Source organism: Asticcacaulis aquihabitans, assembly GCF_032490435.1.
In the GTDB taxonomy this organism is placed as follows: Bacteria; Pseudomonadota; Alphaproteobacteria; order Caulobacterales; family Caulobacteraceae; genus Asticcacaulis.
This window is the reverse complement of record NZ_JAVGWM010000004.1, coordinates 376,844-396,259: the sequence shown is the minus strand read 5'-3', so window position 1 is coordinate 396,259 and position 19,416 is coordinate 376,844. Positions and strand designations below refer to the sequence as shown.

Annotated in this window: 23 protein-coding genes, 1 tRNA gene and 1 pseudogene; 16 read left to right on the top strand and 9 right to left on the bottom strand. The window is 59.1% G+C overall.

Features of this window, described 5'->3' with window-relative positions:
* The first annotated feature begins 13 nt into the window (after nt 1-13).
* The 4 genes and pseudogenes from RCJ00_RS16225 to RCJ00_RS16210 all read left to right on the top strand — a co-directional run bounded on the left by RCJ00_RS16225 (nt 14) and on the right by RCJ00_RS16210 (nt 2,135).
* Complete coding sequence (locus RCJ00_RS16225; protein WP_316223250.1) at nt 14-424, top strand: DCC1-like thiol-disulfide oxidoreductase family protein; 411 nt, start codon at nt 14-16, stop codon at nt 422-424.
* Nucleotides 421-1,053, top strand: coding sequence for a DUF4166 domain-containing protein (locus RCJ00_RS16220; protein ID WP_316223249.1), 633 nt, complete (start codon nt 421-423; stop codon nt 1,051-1,053). The genes RCJ00_RS16225 and RCJ00_RS16220 overlap by 4 nt, the downstream gene beginning before the upstream one ends.
* Nucleotides 1,007-1,357, top strand: a pseudogene (locus RCJ00_RS16215) (saccharopine dehydrogenase NADP-binding domain-containing protein); the annotation flags it as partial. The gene RCJ00_RS16220 and the pseudogene RCJ00_RS16215, both read left to right, overlap by 47 nt.
* Before the next feature lie 202 nt (nt 1,358-1,559).
* Nucleotides 1,560-2,135 carry a hypothetical protein gene (locus RCJ00_RS16210; RefSeq protein ID WP_316223638.1) on the top strand — a complete coding sequence of 192 codons (576 nt, stop codon included), beginning with the start codon at nt 1,560-1,562 and terminating at the stop codon, nt 2,133-2,135.
* Here the strand turns inward: RCJ00_RS16210 and RCJ00_RS16205 are convergent.
* Both RCJ00_RS16205 and RCJ00_RS16200 read right to left on the bottom strand, forming a co-directional pair.
* Complete coding sequence (locus tag RCJ00_RS16205) at nt 2,120-2,641, bottom strand: DUF1993 domain-containing protein (protein WP_316223247.1); 522 nt, start codon at nt 2,639-2,641, stop codon at nt 2,120-2,122. The two genes, RCJ00_RS16210 and RCJ00_RS16205, sit on opposite strands and share 16 nt — an antisense overlap.
* 48 nt (nt 2,642-2,689) lie before the next feature.
* A complete protein-coding gene (locus tag RCJ00_RS16200; protein WP_316223246.1) occupies nt 2,690-3,505 on the bottom strand; it encodes a hypothetical protein in 816 nt (271 codons plus the stop codon).
* Nucleotides 3,506-3,704: 199 nt separating this feature from the next.
* On the opposite strand from RCJ00_RS16200, the gene RCJ00_RS16195 reads away from it, so the two are divergent.
* From RCJ00_RS16195 to RCJ00_RS16160, 8 genes are all read left to right on the top strand, one after another.
* Entirely contained in the window at nt 3,705-4,286 is a 582-nt protein-coding gene (locus RCJ00_RS16195) for a YceI family protein (RefSeq protein ID WP_316223245.1), read from the top strand.
* A gap of 20 nt (nt 4,287-4,306) precedes the next feature.
* Complete coding sequence (locus tag RCJ00_RS16190; RefSeq protein ID WP_316223243.1) at nt 4,307-4,867, top strand: YceI family protein; 561 nt, start codon at nt 4,307-4,309, stop codon at nt 4,865-4,867.
* Between the two features lie 99 nt (nt 4,868-4,966).
* The gene (locus tag RCJ00_RS16185) at nt 4,967-5,773 is read left to right on the top strand and encodes a DODA-type extradiol aromatic ring-opening family dioxygenase (RefSeq protein WP_316223241.1); all 807 of its coding nucleotides are present in this window, start codon (nt 4,967-4,969) and stop codon (nt 5,771-5,773) included.
* 123 nt (nt 5,774-5,896) lie between these two features.
* On the top strand, nt 5,897-6,583 hold the full coding sequence (locus tag RCJ00_RS16180; protein WP_316223239.1) for a glutathione S-transferase family protein: 687 nt from the start codon (nt 5,897-5,899) through the stop codon (nt 6,581-6,583).
* Between the two features lie 237 nt (nt 6,584-6,820).
* Nucleotides 6,821-8,035, top strand: coding sequence for a multidrug effflux MFS transporter (locus tag RCJ00_RS16175; protein WP_316223238.1), 1,215 nt, complete (start codon nt 6,821-6,823; stop codon nt 8,033-8,035).
* A gap of 99 nt (nt 8,036-8,134) precedes the next feature.
* A complete protein-coding gene (locus RCJ00_RS16170) occupies nt 8,135-8,506 on the top strand; it encodes a PadR family transcriptional regulator (protein WP_316223237.1) in 372 nt (123 codons plus the stop codon).
* Nucleotides 8,503-9,063 (top strand): DUF1700 domain-containing protein, encoded by a 561-nt coding sequence (locus RCJ00_RS16165; RefSeq protein WP_316223236.1) that lies wholly within the window; start codon nt 8,503-8,505, stop codon nt 9,061-9,063. The genes RCJ00_RS16170 and RCJ00_RS16165 overlap by 4 nt, the downstream gene beginning before the upstream one ends.
* 77 nt (nt 9,064-9,140) lie before the next feature.
* On the top strand, nt 9,141-10,520 hold the full coding sequence (locus RCJ00_RS16160) for an alpha/beta hydrolase family protein (protein ID WP_316223235.1): 1,380 nt from the start codon (nt 9,141-9,143) through the stop codon (nt 10,518-10,520).
* A 6-nt stretch (nt 10,521-10,526) separates the two neighbouring features.
* Here RCJ00_RS16160 and RCJ00_RS16155 read toward each other — a convergent pair whose 3' ends face one another.
* The 6 genes from RCJ00_RS16155 to RCJ00_RS16130 all read right to left on the bottom strand — a co-directional run bounded on the left by RCJ00_RS16155 (nt 10,527) and on the right by RCJ00_RS16130 (nt 14,636).
* Nucleotides 10,527-10,955, bottom strand: coding sequence for a metallopeptidase family protein (locus RCJ00_RS16155; RefSeq protein WP_316223234.1), 429 nt, complete (start codon nt 10,953-10,955; stop codon nt 10,527-10,529).
* A 2-nt stretch (nt 10,956-10,957) separates the two neighbouring features.
* The gene (locus tag RCJ00_RS16150) at nt 10,958-11,773 is read right to left on the bottom strand and encodes an enoyl-ACP reductase FabI (protein WP_316223233.1); all 816 of its coding nucleotides are present in this window, start codon (nt 11,771-11,773) and stop codon (nt 10,958-10,960) included.
* Nucleotides 11,774-11,832: 59 nt separating this feature from the next.
* A complete protein-coding gene (fabB, locus tag RCJ00_RS16145; protein WP_316223232.1) occupies nt 11,833-13,056 on the bottom strand; it encodes a beta-ketoacyl-ACP synthase I in 1,224 nt (407 codons plus the stop codon).
* Between the two features lie 60 nt (nt 13,057-13,116).
* Nucleotides 13,117-13,635, bottom strand: coding sequence for a 3-hydroxyacyl-[acyl-carrier-protein] dehydratase FabA (fabA, locus tag RCJ00_RS16140; RefSeq protein WP_031239575.1), 519 nt, complete (start codon nt 13,633-13,635; stop codon nt 13,117-13,119).
* Between the two features lie 141 nt (nt 13,636-13,776).
* Nucleotides 13,777-13,920: a hypothetical protein gene (locus RCJ00_RS16135; RefSeq protein WP_316223229.1), complete on the bottom strand. Its 144-nt coding sequence runs from the start codon at nt 13,918-13,920 to the stop codon at nt 13,777-13,779.
* Nucleotides 13,921-14,015: 95 nt separating this feature from the next.
* Nucleotides 14,016-14,636: an SH3 domain-containing protein gene (locus RCJ00_RS16130; protein WP_316223228.1), complete on the bottom strand. Its 621-nt coding sequence runs from the start codon at nt 14,634-14,636 to the stop codon at nt 14,016-14,018.
* 238 nt (nt 14,637-14,874) lie between these two features.
* Here RCJ00_RS16130 and RCJ00_RS16125 point away from each other — a divergent pair, with 238 nt between their 5' ends.
* Entirely contained in the window at nt 14,875-15,861 is a 987-nt protein-coding gene (locus RCJ00_RS16125; RefSeq protein WP_316223227.1) for a 2-hydroxyacid dehydrogenase, read from the top strand.
* A gap of 123 nt (nt 15,862-15,984) precedes the next feature.
* Nucleotides 15,985-16,059: transfer RNA gene (locus RCJ00_RS16120), tRNA-Gly, on the top strand.
* 155 nt (nt 16,060-16,214) lie between these two features.
* Here RCJ00_RS16120 and RCJ00_RS16115 read toward each other — a convergent pair.
* Complete coding sequence (locus tag RCJ00_RS16115) at nt 16,215-16,949, bottom strand: hypothetical protein (RefSeq protein WP_316223226.1); 735 nt, start codon at nt 16,947-16,949, stop codon at nt 16,215-16,217.
* A gap of 354 nt (nt 16,950-17,303) precedes the next feature.
* On the opposite strand from RCJ00_RS16115, the gene RCJ00_RS16110 reads away from it, so the two are divergent.
* Nucleotides 17,304-17,798: a hypothetical protein gene (locus tag RCJ00_RS16110; RefSeq protein WP_316223224.1), complete on the top strand. Its 495-nt coding sequence runs from the start codon at nt 17,304-17,306 to the stop codon at nt 17,796-17,798.
* 322 nt (nt 17,799-18,120) lie between these two features.
* On the top strand, nt 18,121-19,215 hold the full coding sequence (locus RCJ00_RS16105) for a serine hydrolase domain-containing protein (RefSeq protein ID WP_316223223.1): 1,095 nt from the start codon (nt 18,121-18,123) through the stop codon (nt 19,213-19,215).
* Nucleotides 19,216-19,416: the final 201 nt, after the last annotated feature.

The window sequence follows — 19,416 nt, the reverse complement described above, 5'->3', positions numbered from 1 at the left end:
ACCCTTTGACGCAATGGACAGTATACACGCCACGCCTTCACCGCAATCGCCACGCGACATCTGGCTCGTCTACGATGGCGATTGTCCCTTTTGTTCCGCCGCAGCGAATGTCGTCCAGGTCAGGCGCGCCGTTGGCGACCTGCATATCTTAAACGCCCGCGATGCGTCGGGCCAGCCTCTGATGGCGGAGATCGCCGCCGCTAAGCTGGACCTGAATCAAGGCGTCGTGGTGAAATTCGAGAACCGGCTTTATCACGGAGCGGACGCAATCCACCTGCTGGCTATGATCGGTTCCGGTAACGACTGGCTGAACCGGTTGAACGTCAGCCTGTTTCGCAACAGGACGATGGCGGTCCTGGCCTATCCTGTCCTGAAATCGCTCCGCAACCTGGCTCTGGCCATACGCGGGAAACGGCCCATATGACCGACGGCCGCCCGACATTCGCCGCCGTCTTCGCCGACCAATGGGACGGATTGCCGCCAGCTATGAAGCTGCACTACGCCAACCGTCCGTTGTCGAACGACCGCGTAACGGTGACGGGGACATTGACGATAGAGATGGGGGCGATGATGCGCCTGTTGGCCCCGCTAATGGCCGCCCTGGGACTTTTCACGCCACGGGACGGCAAGGCTATTCCGTGCACGGTGCATTTCCTCAGCGAGCCCGGATCAAACGCCTTCATCTTCGAACGCTGGTTTCAATTCCCCGGCCGGGCGCCCTACAGATTTCGCTCCCGGCTGGTGCCCCAGGAAAACCATGAGGTTATCGAATATATGGCCAGTGGCGTCGGATGGCGTTGTGTCTATGAATACGACACGGATACGGTGCGCCTGCGTCACCGGGGCTATGTCTGGCGTCTGTTCGGCCGCGATATTCCCCTGTCCGGGTTGGGGGCGTTTTTGATGGGACGTGGCGACGCCTTTGAGCAGGCGACCGGAGCGGCCAGCTTCCGTATGCGCATGACATTGTCCGGCGGGCTGTTCGGCCGCGCCATGGCTTACAGCTATGCGGGCGAATTCACCGTCACCGAAATGGCCCTTACCGATGCGTGATATCCTTATTCTTGGCGGTTACGGCAATTTCGGTAAGCGCATCGCCGCGGCCCTCGACCGTCACGGCCTGCCCGTCCTGATCGCCGGCCGTGACCGACATAAGGCCGAAGCCCTGTGCCGTGAGCTGGCCCATGCGCGTCCGCTCGTCGTCGATATCACTGACAATCTGACTGAGGTTCTGGCCACAGAGCGGCCTTCGGTGGTGATCCATACCTGCGGCCCGTTCCAAGGCGCCGACTATAGCGTGGCGCGCGCCTGCATCGCCGCCGGCGCGCACTATATCGATCTGGCCGATGGCCGCGACTTCGTTCGCGATTTCGTACACCTGAATGCCGAAGCCCGTGCCGCGGGCATCACGGCGATAAGCGGCGCCAGCACCGTGCCGGGTTTATCGTCGGCGGTGGTCGATCATTTCAGGCCGCAATTCAGCCGTATCGATGAGATGGATTTCGGCATATCTCCCGGCCAGAAGGCCGAACGCGGTCTGGCGACCACCCGCGCCATTATTGAGCTATGTCGGCAAGCCCCTGCGTCCCTTCGCCGACCACCCGCGCGCTTATGGCTGGCAGGACGCGCATCGCCAAACCTATCCCGTTATGGGCCCGCGCTGGCTCAGTACCTGCGATATTCCCGATCTCGACCTGCTGCCTCCTGTCTACGGCCTGAAATCGATCCGCTTCGGCGCGGGCCTGGAACTGGGCTTTATGCATCTGGGCCTGGGGCTGATGTCCGTCCTGGTGCGCGCCGGCCTTCCAATCGACCTGCCGCGCTTCGCCAAGCCGCTGCTGGCGGTGAGCGACGCGTTCAATATCATGGGCAGCGACGTCGGTGGGATGCATGTCATCCTCATGGGCATCGGCCTGGATGGCGCACCGCTGACGCACCGCTGGTTCATTGTCGCCAAATCGGGGGATGGTCCGCAAATTCCTTGCGTACCCGCCATTCTTCTGGCCCGGCGTCTATACGAAAACGGCCCCGGCATATCTGCCGGAGCCTTTCCGTGCGTCGGGTTGATCACGCTCGAAGACTATCTGGACGAACTCGGACGCTTCGATATCAGCGTGCATCAGCCGCCAAGATAATCCGGCTTGCCAAGTGGAACGCCTGAATGGCGCAGGATGGCATAGGCCGTGGTGTAGTGGAAAAAGAAGTTAGGCAGACCGAAACCGGTCAGGTAGCTCAGGCCCGTAAATTCCATGGTCCGTTGCGGGAACTTTATCACCACTTGACGCGTCTCCGACCCTTCGAAACCGGCTTGCGGAACCGAGTTGACGAAATCGATGGTCTTTTGCAGGCGCTCGTGCAATTCCGCAAAGGTCTTTTCGTCGTCGGCATAGCTGGGGTTTTCGACATTACCGAGGCGCGCGGCGATACCCTTGGCGTTATCGCTAACCAATTGGATCTGCTTTGAGAAAGGCAGCATGTCGAGCGCCAGGCGGGCATTGAGCACCGCGTCTTCCTTGACGTTCTTTTCGCCGGCCCAGGCCTCGGCCTTGCCCAGGATGGTCTTCAGGTTGGTCAGCGCGCGCAGAACGATAGGCACGCTGGCCTGATACATGTTGATGGCCTCATTAGCGGTTTCGGGCATCAGATCCTCTTTCGGTTAAGTGGGACCCCGCATATAGGGAGTGGCGCGTTACTTGGAAGGCCTGTTCTGCTTGATATATTCGAGTTCGCCCTTGGCAATCTTATTGCCCGGTTCCGCGATCAGCGAGTCGCTATAGGCTTTTTCCGCCTCGTCCCAGCGGTGCAGTTCGACCAGCACATAGCCGCGCTTGCGCAGCGCGCCCGCCTTCAACACATCGGGCAGGTCAGTGTTCCGCGTCATATAGGCGTCGAGTTGCGTCAGCGCCTCTTCGCTGCGCCCAAGCTCAGCCAGGGTAAGGGTGTCTTCCATGATCAGGGCGTGATTGTCCGGATCGTTTTTCAGGCCCTTGACATAGACCTCATGCGCCGCCGGAAAATCTTGGTTTTCATAATCGGTCCAGCCAATGATGAAGGCCAGAAGGGGGTATGGTAACGGTGAGCGCTGCTCGACCTTGCTCCCTTTCAATGGCGATTGCGGCGCCATCACGTAGGCGGACAGGGCCAGGAACTTCGTTAGATCCTCGGTATACACAACGACCGTATCGCCGCATTTTTCCGTCGCCACCGGCACATCCGGCGCGTGACCCAAGGCCGCCTTCAGGGCCGGCATCATCTCATTAAGCTTTGCAATATCGTGCGCCTGCATGAGGTCGAGAGCCTTGGACGCGACCTCCTGATCCGCCTTTTCCTGCGCCGCATCGTGCGTGCGGCAATCGACGATTTGAAATGCGCCTGCCAGATCGCCTGATGGGTCGGCTGGCGCGACCTGAGCCGCCGCCCCCCCTCCCAGGCCCACGATCGCGACAAAGGCCAACGCCCCGAACAGCGCCCCGAATAACGGCACGAAAACGTGTCTCGAAATCATCGTCATACCCCTGTAGTATTCGGCCGCCGTAGTCGGCCGGGAATAGACCACAGTTTCGCGACCTCGGCAATTGGCGGGGAATGACCGGCCAAGGGCAAATTCGGGCGGAGAAAATTGTAATGCCCCTCTTGAAAGGGCAAACAGTAACCACTATTGTTACGCTTCCAATTTACGACTCACTCTAACGGGAGACCTCCCCATGTTGTTCAAGTCCTTCGTATCCGCTTCGGCGGTCGCTCTGGCGCTGTTCGCCTCCGCGCCGTCCTTCGCCGCCGATGTTTACAAGCTGGAGCCCACCCACACGTCGGTGACGTTCCAGTGGACGCACTTCGGCTTCTCGCATCCGTCCGGCAAGTTCATGAACGCCGTTGGTCAGGTCACGCTTGACGAAGCCAATCCGGCCAAGAGCTCGGTCGAGGTTTCCTTCGCCATCGACGGCATGAACACCGGCGTCCCCGCACTCGACAACCATCTGAAGGGCCCGGAATTCTTCGACGCCGCGAAGTATCCGACCGCCACCTTCAAGTCGACCAAGGTCGAACCGACCGGCGCCGATACCGCCAAGGTGACCGGCGACCTGACCATCCATGGCGTGACCAAGCCGGTCACCCTGACCGTCAAGCTCAACAAGAAGGCGCCGCATCCGATGATGAAAAAGGATGACGCGGGCTTCAGCGCCACCGGCCAGATTAAGCGTTCCGACTTCGGTATCGGCGCCTATGTGCCGAACGTCTCCGACGAAATCGACCTCTTCATCGAAGCCGAATCGATCAAGCAGTAAGACGCTGAATGGGGGTTCGAATGTTCAGATACGTCGCGCTATTATTCTGCCTGTTGGCTACGCCGGCGATGGCGGGCGGCCCGCTGACATTCGAACCCGACCATACCTCGGTCACTTTTCAATACCCCCATTTCGGCCTGTCACATCCATCGGGCAAGATCATGGGGGCCAGTGGCACCCTCGCGCTCGATGAAAACGACCTGACAAAAAGCACGGTTGACATCACCCTGGACATGGCGACCCTGACGACTGCCCTGCCTCCTTTTGACCAGATGCTGAAGGGCGATGACTATTTCAACGTCGTCAAATTTCCAAAGGCCAGTTTCAAAAGCACCAAGGTTGAACCAACGGGTGAAAACACAGCCAATATGACGGGCGATCTGACCATACATGGCGTGACGCAATCGGTCGTGCTGGCCGTGGTGTTCAACAAAAAAGCCTTCAATCCGGCGCTGTTCAAGACCGGTTACGGCTTTTCCGCCACCGGCCACATCAGCCGCAGGGCGTTCGGCATGAGCAAGTTCGAACCGATCGTCGGTGACGACATCGACCTGTTCATCGAAGCCGAAGCCTATCCTTAATCCCTGGTTGCGTCCCGCCTACGCCTGGGTTCCGATTCGTGAACAGGGCCGGATGACGCGCGGAGCGATGCCAGAACGTATTTCCTAGAAAGTATGGCCATGACCCGCGCCTCTCGCACGCCTACGGTTTACATTCCTCACGGCGGCGGCCCCTGCTTCTTCATGGAGTGGAACCCCGCCGACATGTGGGACGAGATGGGCGCCTATCTGAAGCGCTTGCCGCAGGACGTCGGCGAAAAGCCGAAGGCTTTGTTGATCGTTTCCGCCCATTGGGAGGCGGCCGAATTCACCATCCAGACCAAGCCCGCGCCGGGGATGTTGTTCGACTATTACGGCTTTCCGCCACATACCTATGAACTCAGCTACCCTGCACGCGGGTCGGAGGCGGTGGCGCGGCGCGTACAGGCACTGGCTGCGGAGGCCGGGATCGCAGTGGCCAGTGACGCGGATCGCGATTTCGATCACGGCGTCTTCATTCCCATGCTGATGGCCTGGCCCGACGCCGACATTCCCACCCTGCAACTGTCGCTGAAACAGGGTTTGAGCCCGCAAGAGCACATGGCGCTCGGCAAGGCTCTGGCACCGCTTCGTGATGAAGGCGTTTTGATCATCGGCTCCGGCATGAGCTTCCACAGCATTCCGCGCCTGATGGGACGCGGATCGGGCAGCGGTCCGGCTTCGCACGCCTTCGACGACTGGCTGAGCGCCACGGTGGCGGGAGATGTGCAAGGCCTGACCCGGTGGGCCAGCGCCCCCAACGCCCATGATTGCCATCCGCGCGAAGAACATCTGTTGCCGCTTATGGTCGTGGCGGGAGCTGGCGATGGCGACGCAGGCCGCCGCACCTATCACCAGGACAGTTTAGGGCCCACGGGCATCGCCATCAGTGCTTTCCAATTTGGTTGATTGGCGAAAACTCGCCGGTCATTGGCGGTAAAACCTACTGGCAAACTTACAGGCTCTACGACATTAAAGTCGCACAAGATTGCGGCGGCGGGTCGCAAGGCTGTAAACGGAAAGGACATCGCCATGTACGAACTGCATATCGGCAATAAGAACTATTCCTCCTGGTCGCTTCGCCCCTGGGTGTTGTTGACGGCGCTTGGTATTCCCTTCACCGAGCACCAGCACTATTTCCAGACCGACAACAGCGCGTTCAAGGCATTTTCGCCGTCGGCCCTCGTGCCGTGCCTGATCGATGGCAAGACAACGATCTGGGATTCGTTGGCCATTGCCGAGCATGTCGCCGAAGATCATCCGGAGGTGTGGCCCCAGCAATCGCGTGAGGCGCGCAGCTTCGCGCGATCGGCCGCCGCGGAAATGCATGCGGGCTTTTCAGCCCTGCGCAATCTGTGCTCAATGAGCGTCGGCGTACGCGTCAAGATGCACGACACGCCGCCCGCACTGATCCGCGACCTGGCGCGCATAGACGACATCTGGCGCTACGGCCTGGCCAATTTCGGCGGCCCGTTCCTGGCTGGCGGCGTCTTTACCAATGTCGACGCCTTTTATGCGCCGGTCGTTTTCCGTATCCAGACCTATGGCGTCGGCTTTGACCTGAGCAAGGAAGCGCGTGCCTATGTCGATCACATGCTGGCCCAGCCTGCCATGCAAAAATGGTATGAAGGCGCCCTGGCCGAAACCGCGCGCGACGAACCGCACGAAGTCGAGATTGCTCAGTCGGGCCAGATAATCGCCGACCATCGCGCCAAATAGCTTGCCTGGAAAGGTCAGGCAAAATAAGCTCCCGGGACAATACAATCTCGGGAGCAACATCATCGCCGGTGTCTCATCCGAACGCGCGGGCAAAAACCGGATCAAGACGGTGAGCAATAGCTATCCGACCGGGGGCGCATACCACGACATATCGATCTGCATGGCAGGAGGCAGATCGGTACGCTATCCCCGTAATTTACTCTCGCACTTGCGAGATATTGAGCCTATATCCGCCGCATGTCCCAACCCGTCACTCCTCGTACACCGCACTTTGTTGAATTCGTCGCCCTGATCGCGTCTTTGATGGCGCTGGGCGCGCTCGGCATCGATTCCATGCTGCCTGCCCTGCCGGTCATCGGCCAGGATCTCGGCGTCACCGTGCATAACCACCTGCAATGGATCGTTTCGATCTATTTCCTCGGCATGGGCTTTGGGCAACTCTTCTTCGGCGTCATGTCCGACTGGCTGGGACGTAAACGCGTGTTGATCGGCGGCGTCATCCTGTATGTCGTGTTCGGCCTGATCGCCGCCTTCAGCCAGAATTTCACCTTCCTGCTGATCCTGCGCCTGTGCCAGGGACTAGCCGTCGCCACCACGGGCGTCGTCACGCGATCGATCATCCGTGACCTCTATTCCGGCCCGCAGATGGCCAAGGTCATGTCGATCAGCTTCGTGGTGTTTCTTCTGGTGCCGATCCTGGCGCCAAGTCTGGGCCAGGTTGTGCTGCTGGTATGGCCGTGGCGCGCCATCTTCCTCATCATGGCTGCCCTGGGCGCGCTGACGGCGATCTGGGCCTGGATACGCCTGCCCGAGACCATGAACCCGGCGGACCGCCACCGGCCGGATATTTCCCATATCCGCCGCGTCGCCTTCTTCGTCGTTACCGAACCGAGTTCGATCTTCTACTCATTCGCCATCACCTTCCTGATCGGCGGGCTTCTGGCCTATGTCGCCCTGATGCCGCAGATCTTTGCCGATGTCTTCCATAAGCCGCATCTGATGGCCATCATCTTCGCCGTCTGCGCCGCCACCATGGGGGCGGCGTCGGCGCTGAATGCTTCGCTTGTGGTCAAGCTGGGCGTCAAGCGTATCTCGCACAGCGCGCTGACCGGCTATATCGTCGTCACGGCGATCCATCTGGCCTGGGCCGCCGCCGGCAAGGAAACCCTTGTCAGCTTCACCCTGTTACAGGCCCTGACCATGGGCCTGATGTCGTTATCGACCTCCAACTTCTCTGCCGTGGCCATGGAAAAGGTCGGCCATGTCGCCGGCACCGCCGCCTCGCTGCAAGGCGTGATCACCACGGTCGGCGCGGCCGTCGTTTCCGGCCTGATCGGCCAGGGCTGGACCGGACATATCGCCTGGCTGCCCGGTGCGGCGCTGGGCTGCGGTCTCATCGCCATCAGCCTGATCGCCATTGCCGAAAAGGGCCGGCTCTACGACCGCAACTAGAGCATTTCGCATACCTAAAATTTGCGACAGAAACCGCTTGCCAATCGATCGTCTCAGTCATATACCTTGCATGACAAAGTATATGGTATGGAAAGCCTAATGCCGCCCGCCGACAAGGCCACCGCTGATAAGACGCCTGAAGGTCGCCGCACCCAGATGTACAAGGGCGTGCTGGAGCTTGCCCTGATGCGGCTTTTGCGCGACGGCCCGCAATACGGCCTGCGCATCCTCGATCAACTGCATGAAGAAGCCGGGCTCGACCTGTCCGAAGGCACGCTCTATCCGCTGCTCCACCGCCTGGAAAAAGGCGGACTGATCCAGGCCGAGTGGCGCCATGAAACGGGTGCCAGCCACCCACGTAAATATTACGGCCTGACGGCGGCGGGCACGAAGGAATTTGGTGAACAGAGCGAAATCTGGCTCGACATGACGGAACGGCTAAACGCCTTTTTGAGGGGAGGATCGAAATGAGCGACGCATCCATCGAAACCTGGCTGACCCAGCTTGAAACGGCCCTGCAACCCCTGCCCGCAGACGAGCGCGCTGATATTGTCGGCGAGGCCCGCACCCATCTGGAGGAACGCCTGGACGCGGGGCTGAGCCCGGCGTCGGCGCTGGCGGGCTTCGGCCGGGCGGAAAGCTATGCGCGCGATTTTCTCGACGATCACACCGTGACCAGTGCGCTGGACAGCAAGCGGGCCTTCGCCATGGTCAAGGCATTGGTCTCGGTCGCGGGCCAGAGCATCGTGGCAACGATCGGTCTGTTATGCTTCCTCGTCTTCGGCGCAACGACTCTGGCCAGTATCGCCTGTATCCTGATAAAGATTGCGCGGCCACAAATGGTCGGCCTGTGGTCCGGCGACGGTACATTCGCCTTCGGCGCAATCAGCGATCCGCCGGCCACGCCGGAACTCCTCGGGAACTGGGCCTATGTCGTCCTGATCGCCCTCATCATCGTCGATGCCTGGCTGGCGCGATTCAGCCTGATCGCGGCCCTGAAAGGCCTCAAGGGCCGCACGATCACCTGATCGTCCAGGGGCCTTCCGATGCCTTTACACGCATGACGAAAGTGCTACTGTCGCGTCGCAACATGTTAGGGACTGAAATGAAAAAGCTGTCGATCCTGGTGGGCATACTGGCTCTGGCATCGGGGCCGGCCCTCGCCGAAGAGGCCGCCGGCGACTGGGGTGGCATACTGGGCGGACAGTTGCACGTCATCGTCCACATCAAGAAAAACGGAGCGGCCTATAGCGGTACGCTCGAAAGCCCGGACCAGGGCGCGGTCGTCATTCCCATCGACACGATTACCACGACACCCGACCATCTCGCCTTTTCAATAGCCGCCATCCACGGCAGCTATGACGGCAAATGGGACGACGCCCAGAAGACATGGACAGGCACCTGGACCCAGGGCCAGGCTATGCCGCTCACCCTTAAGCGTCTCGACCCGGCCGCCAAACCAACACCGATCGCGCGGCCGCAGGAACAGGCCATATCCGTCGGCCCCAATCCCTATACCGCCAGCGAGGTGACCTTCGACAGTCGCGCCGCCGGCGTCAAGCTGGCCGGGACGTTCAGCGTGCCGAACGGCAAAGGGCCCTTCCCCGCCGTAGTGCTGATCGCCGGTTCCGGACCGCACACCCGTGACGAAGACGTCTTCAATCACAAGATTTTCGTCGTCCTGACCGATGCGCTGAACCGGGCGGGCATCGCCGTGCTGCGTTACGACAAGCGCGGCATCGGCCAGTCGAGCGGCAACTACAAGACGGCCACGACCACCGACTTCACTACCGACGCCACCGCTGCCGTCGAATGGCTAAAAAGCCGTCCCGAGGTGAATAAGAGCCGCATCGGACTTATCGGCCATAGCGAAGGGGGGCTCATCGCGCCGACTGTCGCGGTGGCCGATCCGTCCGTCGCCTTCGTGGTGCTGATGGCAGGCCCCGGCCTGCCCGGCGATACTCTGCTTCTTATGCAGCAGGCAGCCATTGCTCGCGCTTCCGGTGAATCAGAAGCGGCAATCGCTACCGCCCAGGCCATGAACAGGCAAGCCTTCGACGTGATCAAGGCGTCTTCGAGTCCTGAAGACGCTCAAGGTAAGGTCAAAACTTTGATGGCTAGCCTTGTCGCCAGTGGCCAGATAACCCAAGCCCAGGCCGACGCCGCCGTAACGCAATTGACCTCGCCGTGGGGCTATGAATTCCTTCGCTATGATCCGCGCCCGACCTTAAGCAAGGTCAAGGTGCCGGTCCTGGCCATCAATGGCGGGCTCGACCGTCAGGTGCCGCCCAAGGAAGACCTGGAGGAAATCCGTCAGGCGCTTAAAGACAACCGCGACGTAACGGTGACGGAACTGCCTGGCCTCAATCACCTGTTCCAGACGGCAAAAACCGGCGCCCCGTCAGAATACGGCCAGATCGAGGAAACTGTAGCCCCAGTCGCCCTGAAGATCATTACCGACTGGGTGTCGGCGCACAGCAAATAAGGACGCTCAGCCCTTTTTCAATTCCGTTTCCAGCCATTCCATGTCGTCGTCCGACAGGCCGAAATGATGACCGGCCTCATGGACCAGGACGTGGCTGACCAGGTCTTCCAGCCTCACCCCGGCGCTTTTGAGGCTGCCCGCCTCGTCACATTCGACGGAGGCAATCCATTCATCAAGGATAGGACGGCGAAACAGGTGGATCATGGCGGGCAGGTCGCCCGTGACGGCTTCCAGTTCCGCCGGACGACCAGTGTAAAGTCCCGTCAGCTCAAACGGATCCTCGATTCCCAATTCGCCGAGCATCTCTTCGGACGGAAAGTCTTCCACGATCAGGACTACGTCGCGCAGATAGCCCGCAAACGGATCGGGCAGCCGTTTGAGGGCTGCCCGGGCGATCGTTTCGATATAGTCGAGGGTGGGCGCCAGACCGTGCACCTTTAGCCCTCTTGCTCGTCCGACAAGCCCATTATGTGGAAACCGGCATCGACGTGGACGACTTCGCCCGTGGTCGAGAAACCGAGATCGGAGGCCAGCCACAGGGCGGCGCCGGCGACGCCTTCCATAGAGGTCGCTTCCTTCATCGCCGAAAACTGACCCGACTTGGCGTGGAGCCCACGACCGCCGGAAATACCGGCCAGCGACAGGGTGCGCATGGCCCCGGCCGAAATGGCGTTGGCGCGGATGCCCTTGGGGCCCAGATCGCGGGCGATGTAGCGCGTGGACGCTTCGAGCGCGGCCTTGGCAACACCCATGGTGTTGTAATTCGGAATGACGCGTTCGGACCCGAGATAGGTCAGGGTGACCAGAGACCCACCGTTCGGCATCAACTCAGCCGCGCGACGCGCTGTATCGACGAAGGAGAAGGCAGAGATATTCATGGCCAGCAGGAAGCCTTCGCGCGTCGTGTTTTCAACGAACGAGCCTTGCAGCTCGTTCTTGTTGGCGAAGGCGATGGAATGGATGACGAAATCGATTTCGCCATAGATGTCCTTCAGCTTGGCGAAGGCGTCATCCATCGACGCATCGGACGACACATCGCATTCGATCAGATGCTTCACACCGATCGAGGCCGCCAGAGGCTCGACGCGGCGCAGCAGCGATTCGCCCATATAGGAAAAGGCGATATCCGCACCCTGGGCCGCCAGTTGGCAGGCGATGCCCCAGGCGATGGACTTGTCATTGGCGACGCCCATGACCAGACCCTTCTTGCCCTTCATCAGGTCGCCCTTGGGGAAGTTCCATTCATCGGACATGCGATTATCTCTCTTGTTGCGGTTGGGTTTGAGCCACGGAATTGGCCGGGCAAACCGTCTTAAAGGTCTTCTTGCGACAGAATGATCGAGCCGTTCGTGCCGCCGAAGCCGAATGAATTCGACATGATGGTGCCAATGGGCCCGTCATGGCGCTTACGCAGGATGGGCATGCCGTCAAATGCCGGATCGAGGTTTTCAATATTGGCGCTTTCCGCCGCGAAATTGTTCTGCATCATCAACAGGCAGTAGATGGCTTCCTGCGCCCCCGCCGCGCCGAGCGAATGCCCGGTCAACGACTTGGTCGATGAGATCATCGGCATGTTGGCGCCAAACACATCTCGCACCGCGCCCATTTCCTTTTCATCCCCGACCGGCGTGGAGGTGCCGTGCGGATTGAGGTAATCGATCTTGCGGCCACCGGCTTCGGCCAGGGCGATCTTCATGCAGCGTGCGGCGCCTTCACCCGACGGGGCGACCATGTCGTAACCGTCGGAATTGGCGGCGTAACCGACCACTTCGGCAATGATGTTGGCGCCGCGCGCCCGGGCGCGCTCATAGTCTTCCAGAACGACCATGCCAGCGCCACCGGCGATGACGAAGCCATCGCGATCGCGGTCATAGGCGCGCGAAGCGACCGCCGGGCGATCGTTGAAATTGGACGACATGGCGCCCATGGCGTCAAACATGTCGCTGAGCGTCCAGTCGAGCTCTTCGGTGCCGCCGGCGAACATGACATCCTGCTTGCCCAGCATGATCTGTTCCGCCGCCGCGCCGATGCAGTGCACGGAGGTGGCGCAGGCCGAACTGATCGAATAGTTGATGCCGCGAATTTCGAACCAGGTGGCCAGGACGGCCGACGGTCCGGACGACATGGCCTTCGGCACGGCGAAAGGCCCGATACGTTTCGGCGATGTCTTTTCGCGGGTGATGTCGGCGGCTGCGACGATGGCGCTGGTCGACGGGCCGCCGGCGCCGAAGATGATGCCGGTGCGCTCGTTGGAAATATCGTCCTTTTCGAGTCCGGCCGAGGTGATCGCCTGCTCCATGGCGATGTGGCCATAGGCCAGGCCCGGCGACAGGAAGCGCGCAGCGCGGCGGTCGATCAGGGCCTGCCAGTCATCGACCTTCGGCGCGGCATGAACCTGGCACTTGAAGCCCAGGCGCGCATAGTCTTCCGCAAAAATAACACCTGAGCGCGCTTCTTTCAGTGACTGCGTCACTTCGTCGACACCCATGCCGATGGAAGAGACAATCCCCAGTCCTGTAATTACGACTCTACGCATGCAAACGTCCTATCTTCTGCCGCCCTGTGGCATTTAATCGTCGCCCCATTGAGCAGGGTCTTAACCGAGTTCCTTGGCGTCGAACAAGCCGACACGCAGGCCCATAGCCTGATAAATAGGCTTGCCGTCTGCTTCAACAACCCCGTCACCAATGCCCATAATCAGTTTGCCGGACATGACCCGCTTCATATCGATCTTGTACACGACTTTTTTGACATTCGGTGTCACCTGGCCGGTGAACTTGACTTCGCCGACGCCCAAGGCGCGGCCACGGCCGGGATTGCCCTTCCAGCCGAGGAAAAAGCCGACAAGCTGCCACATGGCGTCAAGGCCCAGGCATCCCGGCATGACCGGATCGCCGATAAAGTGGCAGGCGAAGAACCAAAGTTCCGGATTGATATCCAGTTCCGCTTCGATATAGCCCTTTCCGAACGCGCCGCCCGTATCGGCAATCTGAGCGATACGGTCGAACATCAGCATCGGGGGCGCCGGAAGCTGAGCGTTGCCAGGGCCGAACATCTCGCCGCGGCCACAGGCCAGCAGGTCTTCATATGAGAAAGATGAGGGGCGTTCGGTCATCAAATGGCTCCGCAGCATCTGCGACGTATCGTTTCATACGTTTCTGATGCGTGTAACATTAAAAAACGATGCGTTACATTATGCGGCGCGTCGGCTCAACCCTTTTGAGGGATTTATGCGGAGTTTTGCTGCGGAAACCGATCAGCCGACCAGGCGCAGACGCAGGCGGTGCGCGTTCATCATGCCGCGGAACCGGGTTTGACGGAAAAACGCCGTCAGACCATAGGCCAATTCCATGGCCAAACACGCAAGGCGGTATTCCGCCCGGATTTTGAAATGACTCATCGGTGGCACCCCGGCAACCTGAACAGATAGGTTACTATGGCGCGAACTGATTAAAGGGTTGGCCACCAAAGACGGTTAAGGAAGGCTTGCAGGACCTATTTGGGCGCAAAAGGATCTGGCCGTTTGCAGACGGCAGCGGTCTGCGTTCCCCACAGCTCGGATTGGGGCGCCCAGCCGGTCTGGCCGTCAGCGGAAATCCGGCACCACCCCTTCTTGCATTTGTCGAGAGACGCCAGGGATCGGGGCCGCAACGTGGCTCTCACATCGCTGTCGGCGGAGGGGGATTTGCGAATGGCCACCTTCTGCCCGACGGGACTCATGACCGTCTTCTGGGCCTGGATCATGCTGCGCGCCACCCAGGCCACGCCGCCATCGGGATCGCAGATAAGCCGCCAGTCGCGCGTTTCGGAAATGATCTGCACCGGCAATGTCGCCTGACGATAGGTCCAGACGATGCGGTTATCCTTGCTGGGTCCATTGCGCGCATAGACCTCATTCTTGCGCAGCATGGCCCAGCGCGGCACAGCCAATCCGGTCGGCGTATCATAGGTCGTCTCTTCGGCATGGGCCGGCATGACGCCGGTCGTCAGCCCGGCGACCACCAGCCAAAAAGCGGCCGCGAACGCCGGCAGGACTTGAAAAACGCGGCGCAACGCGTTTATGTCGAAACCCCAGGGACGAACTGCGGCAAAAGAAACAGCTTTAGACTGACGCATAACGAACATGGGACTTTTGCAAATGACGGGAAGCCGTCATCATGGCCCGCAAGGGTTCAGATTTGGTTAACGGAATGCTAATGCACTGCGAATGCGGGCAACCGTCTCAGGCCGGAAAGCGCTACCGCTCTCATGCGCTTTTCAGGTAGGATGCGGCGCAAATAGCCCCGCGATGATCGGCCGCTTCGGGAAAGAGCGGCTGGCCGTCGACGAAACGCTTAACAAATTAAAGGCTTAAATGAACACGCAAAAACTCAAGGTCGTCCTTACCGTCAAATTGCCAGACGCGGTCGAAACGCGGATGCGTGAATTGTTCAATACCACCCTCTGGCTCTTCATGACGCCCATGCCGCCCGACCGGGTGCTGGAGGTCGCGCGCGATACCGACGTGCTGGTCACATCGATCAACGACCGCATCGATGCCGACTTCTTCGCCAATTGCGGCGACCGTCTCAAGATGATCGCCAATTTCGGCGTCGGCCACGACCATATCGATATCGCCGCCGCCACCGAAAAAGGCATCATGGTCACCAATACGCCCGGCGTCCTTACCGAAGATACCGCCGAAATGACCATGGGCCTCATCCTGGCCGTGTCGCGCCGCTTCGTCGAAGGCGCCGAACTGGTGCAGAATGGCGAATTTTCGGCCTGGTCCCCCACCTTCATGCTCGGCCGCCGGATATTCGGTAAACGGCTGGGCATTATCGGCATGGGCCGCATCGGTCAGGCCCTGGCCCGGCGCGCCAAGGCGTTCGGCATGAGCGTGCATTATCATAACCGCAAGCCGGTCTCAGCGCGCATCTCCGACGAACTGGGCGCCACCTATTGGGACGATCTCGATCAGATGCTGTCGCGCATGGACGTGGTGTCGATCAACGCCCCCGGCGGCACCGGCACTCAGCACATGCTCAATGCCGACCGCCTGTCGCGTCTTCAGCCCCATGCCATCCTGGTCAATACGGCGCGCGGCCAGATCGTCGACGAGCAGGCCCTGGCGGCCATGCTGCGCAACAATCGCATCGCCGGGGTCGGCCTGGACGTCTATGAGCGCGAACCGGCCATCAATCCGGAACTCATCGGACTGCCCAATGCCATCCTGCTGCCGCACATGGCCTCAAGCACCATCGAGGCGCGCCAGGACATGGGCGATCGCGTCATCCTGAACATCAAGACGCATCAGGACGGCCACCGCCCGCCCGACCGCGTAATCCCCGCCATGCTCTAAGCGGGGTTTGGACCTATAAAAAAGTTTTTCACAGGATTTCGCAAATAGGCCCTTGCAATGTTTTCGGCCTTCCGTCTATAAGGCCCACCTCGCGGTGAGGCACACACCTCTCCAACGGATAATGCGGGCGTAGCTCAGCGGTAGAGCGCCACCTTGCCAAGGTGGATGTCGAGAGTTCGATCCTCTTCGCCCGCTCCAATCCTTCTTTAGGATTGCTTTTGTTGGTTTTTGAAACCAACGTGTAACGGATAAAAAGCACCCTCTTGGGTGCTTTTTTCGTTTTTGTCCCTCGGCGTGAAAGTCTCTTATTTTTTCGGCAATACAATAGCGCTGGCGTCCGTAACAAGGGCCGCTTAGGCACGTTCATTAGCGCGTTTAAAAATATATGCATCCATGCCAGCAACCTGACGGCGGCTTATTTCGGCTGTGGCTGCCTTGTAATTTCGCCCATCAATGTCATCTCCCAATCCGGTGGGATCGGTAAAATAGAGGCTTCCAAGTTCCAATTGAAGGGCCTGAAAGTCGTAGGGCTCCATCCTTTCTGTCTCTCGGCGCACATAACGGTACATTGTTCCTGCCAATGCCCGTAACGACGCAATCTCGATAACGTGCTTGATTAGGTCTGAGTGCAATACAACGGTATTCGGCGAGGACAGACTTGCCTTCAGTCCCCTCAAACGAGAGTAACAAAGCTGATAGGTTGAGATGATATCCGCCAGCCTATCTTGAATGTCACGTCGGGTTGAGCTCTCAATAGCTTTTTGCAGTCCATCTACGATTGATGGTCGGCCCCGCGGCAGCTTTAACGTAGCGACCGATTTGTCCACTACGTTCGAAACAGTAGAACCAAACACGCTGCGAAGACTTTCCCTAAGGTCATCAGTGAAATCATAAATTTCAGCCAACAATACCGGTAGCGCGGCCCTTGAAGCTAAATGCGTTTTCCGGAGACGCTCGGCCTCATGGCGTTCTGTCTGAGTAATTTGCACAAATAACAAAATGCCGGCAATTGCTGTGGCTAATAAAGCCGCTAGGGCGATTCCATTGCCGTGGCGTTGCGCACACACTTGTCCAACGTCGGCGGGCATCACGGTTTTTCTGCATTCTCGACTGAAATCATAAGATATCGGAGCGCGGACTGGGGGCATCCTCACGTCGGTCGCAGGAACCGGAGGAGGTGAAATGGGAGCCGACCTAGGCAACAGCTGCGACCCAACCGCAATTGCACACATTAATCCCAAGCCAGGCCAAATATTGTCCGTCATCCCTCACCCCGAATCACTTCGCAACGATCGCACATTAGAGCTCAGCTTTTGAGTTCGCTAAAACTATTGATACAAATTTTCAACTTTTACAGGTAATGCTGATGTCATTCAACGTCACGCATTGCTTTACCATCGCCTTCATTTGGTAACCAACGCTGCTTTATAACGGTCAATACCTTGGCATTAGAAATCGAAACTGCTTTAATAGCTTTAGGTGGTGTGGTGATAGGCGGCTCAATCTCCAGCTTCACAACCCTGATGGTCCACAGAGGTGAACGTCAAAAATTTAGGCGCGAACGCTCGTGGGAACTGCGACGAGAGGCTTATACATCGATATTTGGATCTCTTGATCGAGCACGGGACATTCTTGCCTACATAAATGAAGCTTACAAAGATGATCCACATGGTTATGATGCAAGTAAGGAAAGGCGCGAAGCCCAAGGGCAAATGATCGAACTATTCCAGGCAGCTCGATCTACGTTCCACACAAATAGACTAATGCTGTCCAAAGCATTTGTGTCCGAATATCAATACATGCTCGAGCAAATAAACGAGGCAAGCTGCGAAAATCTCATCCCGCCTGAAGTCGCTGAAAAGACATTATTGGCAGTTCAAACAGCACTTCCACGTTTGGAATTATTAGCACGAAGAGAGTTGAGTGCTGAGAATTAGAGCCATTCCGCCCCCTACGATTGGCAACAGTAAGGCTAAATAGTACTACTGTAGCACCACCACCTAAACACAAATTATAAACGGACGATCCTGTGATGATAAGCGCGCAGATCTTTGCGTATATTGGTTTATATTTCTCTTCGCTTTCACGCCCATAGCGTTGCGAATATGAGAACACGCAGGCGCTCAGCCCATTAATTTTGTTTAACTTGATTATCGCGCACGCCTGACGCACGCCTGAAAGCGCTTACACGGCATCGCATTGATAAGAAAATTGGACGGCGGATCAAGGCGCGAACCGTCCAACACCAGGAGGCACGCTTTGAAGACAGTCTCATCCACACTCCCTTCGCCTCATCGGATGTCACGTCGCGCCTGCCTGGGCGGGTTGGCAGCAGCCGCCACGCTTACGCCTACCGCGACGTGGGCGGCTGCCACCAACGTCATCGATCGGCTGCCTCTGGATGGTGCGCCCGGGCTTGCCGCGGGCATTGTCCGCAAGGGGCAGGTCAAGGCCACCGGCGGCAAGGGCATCGCCACCCTTGGCTCTAAAGCAGCCCCTAATCGCAACACGATTTTTGAAATTGGCTCCCTGACGAAGACCTTCACGGCCTGCCTCATCTTCCAGCTTCAGGAAGAGGGGCGCTTGAGCATTGAGGCGCCAATCGGCACGTACGTAACGGACCTGCCCAAAGCCTGGCAGGGATTGCCCCTCTCGCAACTTCTCAGCCACACCGCCGGGCTGCCCAACTATCTCAACGGCGAAAATTTCCGCACGATCATTCCGCAGGATCTCAAGCCAAGGCAGCTCATTGCCATGGTCGCTGACCAGCCGCTCGTCTTCACGCCGGGGGAACGGCATGAATACAGCAATACGGGCTTTATTCTGCTCGGCATGGCCGCGGAAGCCATAACCGGCACGGACTATTGGGACGCATTGCAGACGCGGTTTTTCGGTCCGGCCGGCATGACATCGACGGGACCGCGAAACCGCGTGAAAACAGGTACACGGCTGGCGTCCGGGCATCTCTGGGACGGCACAGCTTACGACATGGCGCCGCCGCGTGCCGCTCCGGGATCGACATGGGCGGCGGGCGGCTTGCTATCGTCCGTAGCCGATATAGACCGCTGGTCCATCGCTCTCGATGAAGGGCGCATCCTGACCCCGGCCCTGCGTCAGAAGATGTGGCAGCCCGCCACCTTGAACGACGGCAGTCCGGCGGGATGGGGATATGGATGGCAGGTGGAGCGTATCGACGACCGAACCATCGTCTCCCACGGCGGCAGCACGGCCGGTTTTTCGTGCTGGTGCCGGCGCGATCTGTCACAGGCCCTTTCGACGATTGTCATGACAAATCAGAATGGCCTGGCCGATCCGAAAGCTATGACCGAGGCTCTGCTGACCTATAAATTGTAATCCCGCCCGCCCTAAACCGCGCTGCTCACGCCGGGAACCAGGCGCCGTCGCGTCGGCAAAGACGCCAAAACGGGTCTATGCCTTAAGCAATTGTCATGTAAGATAAATCCCGCACCGTCATGTCAGGTATATTTCTTGCTGGTTTGATGGCAGCGGGCGGAGTCTGTCACAAAATGACGCGCTGCCCGCAGAGATTATAGG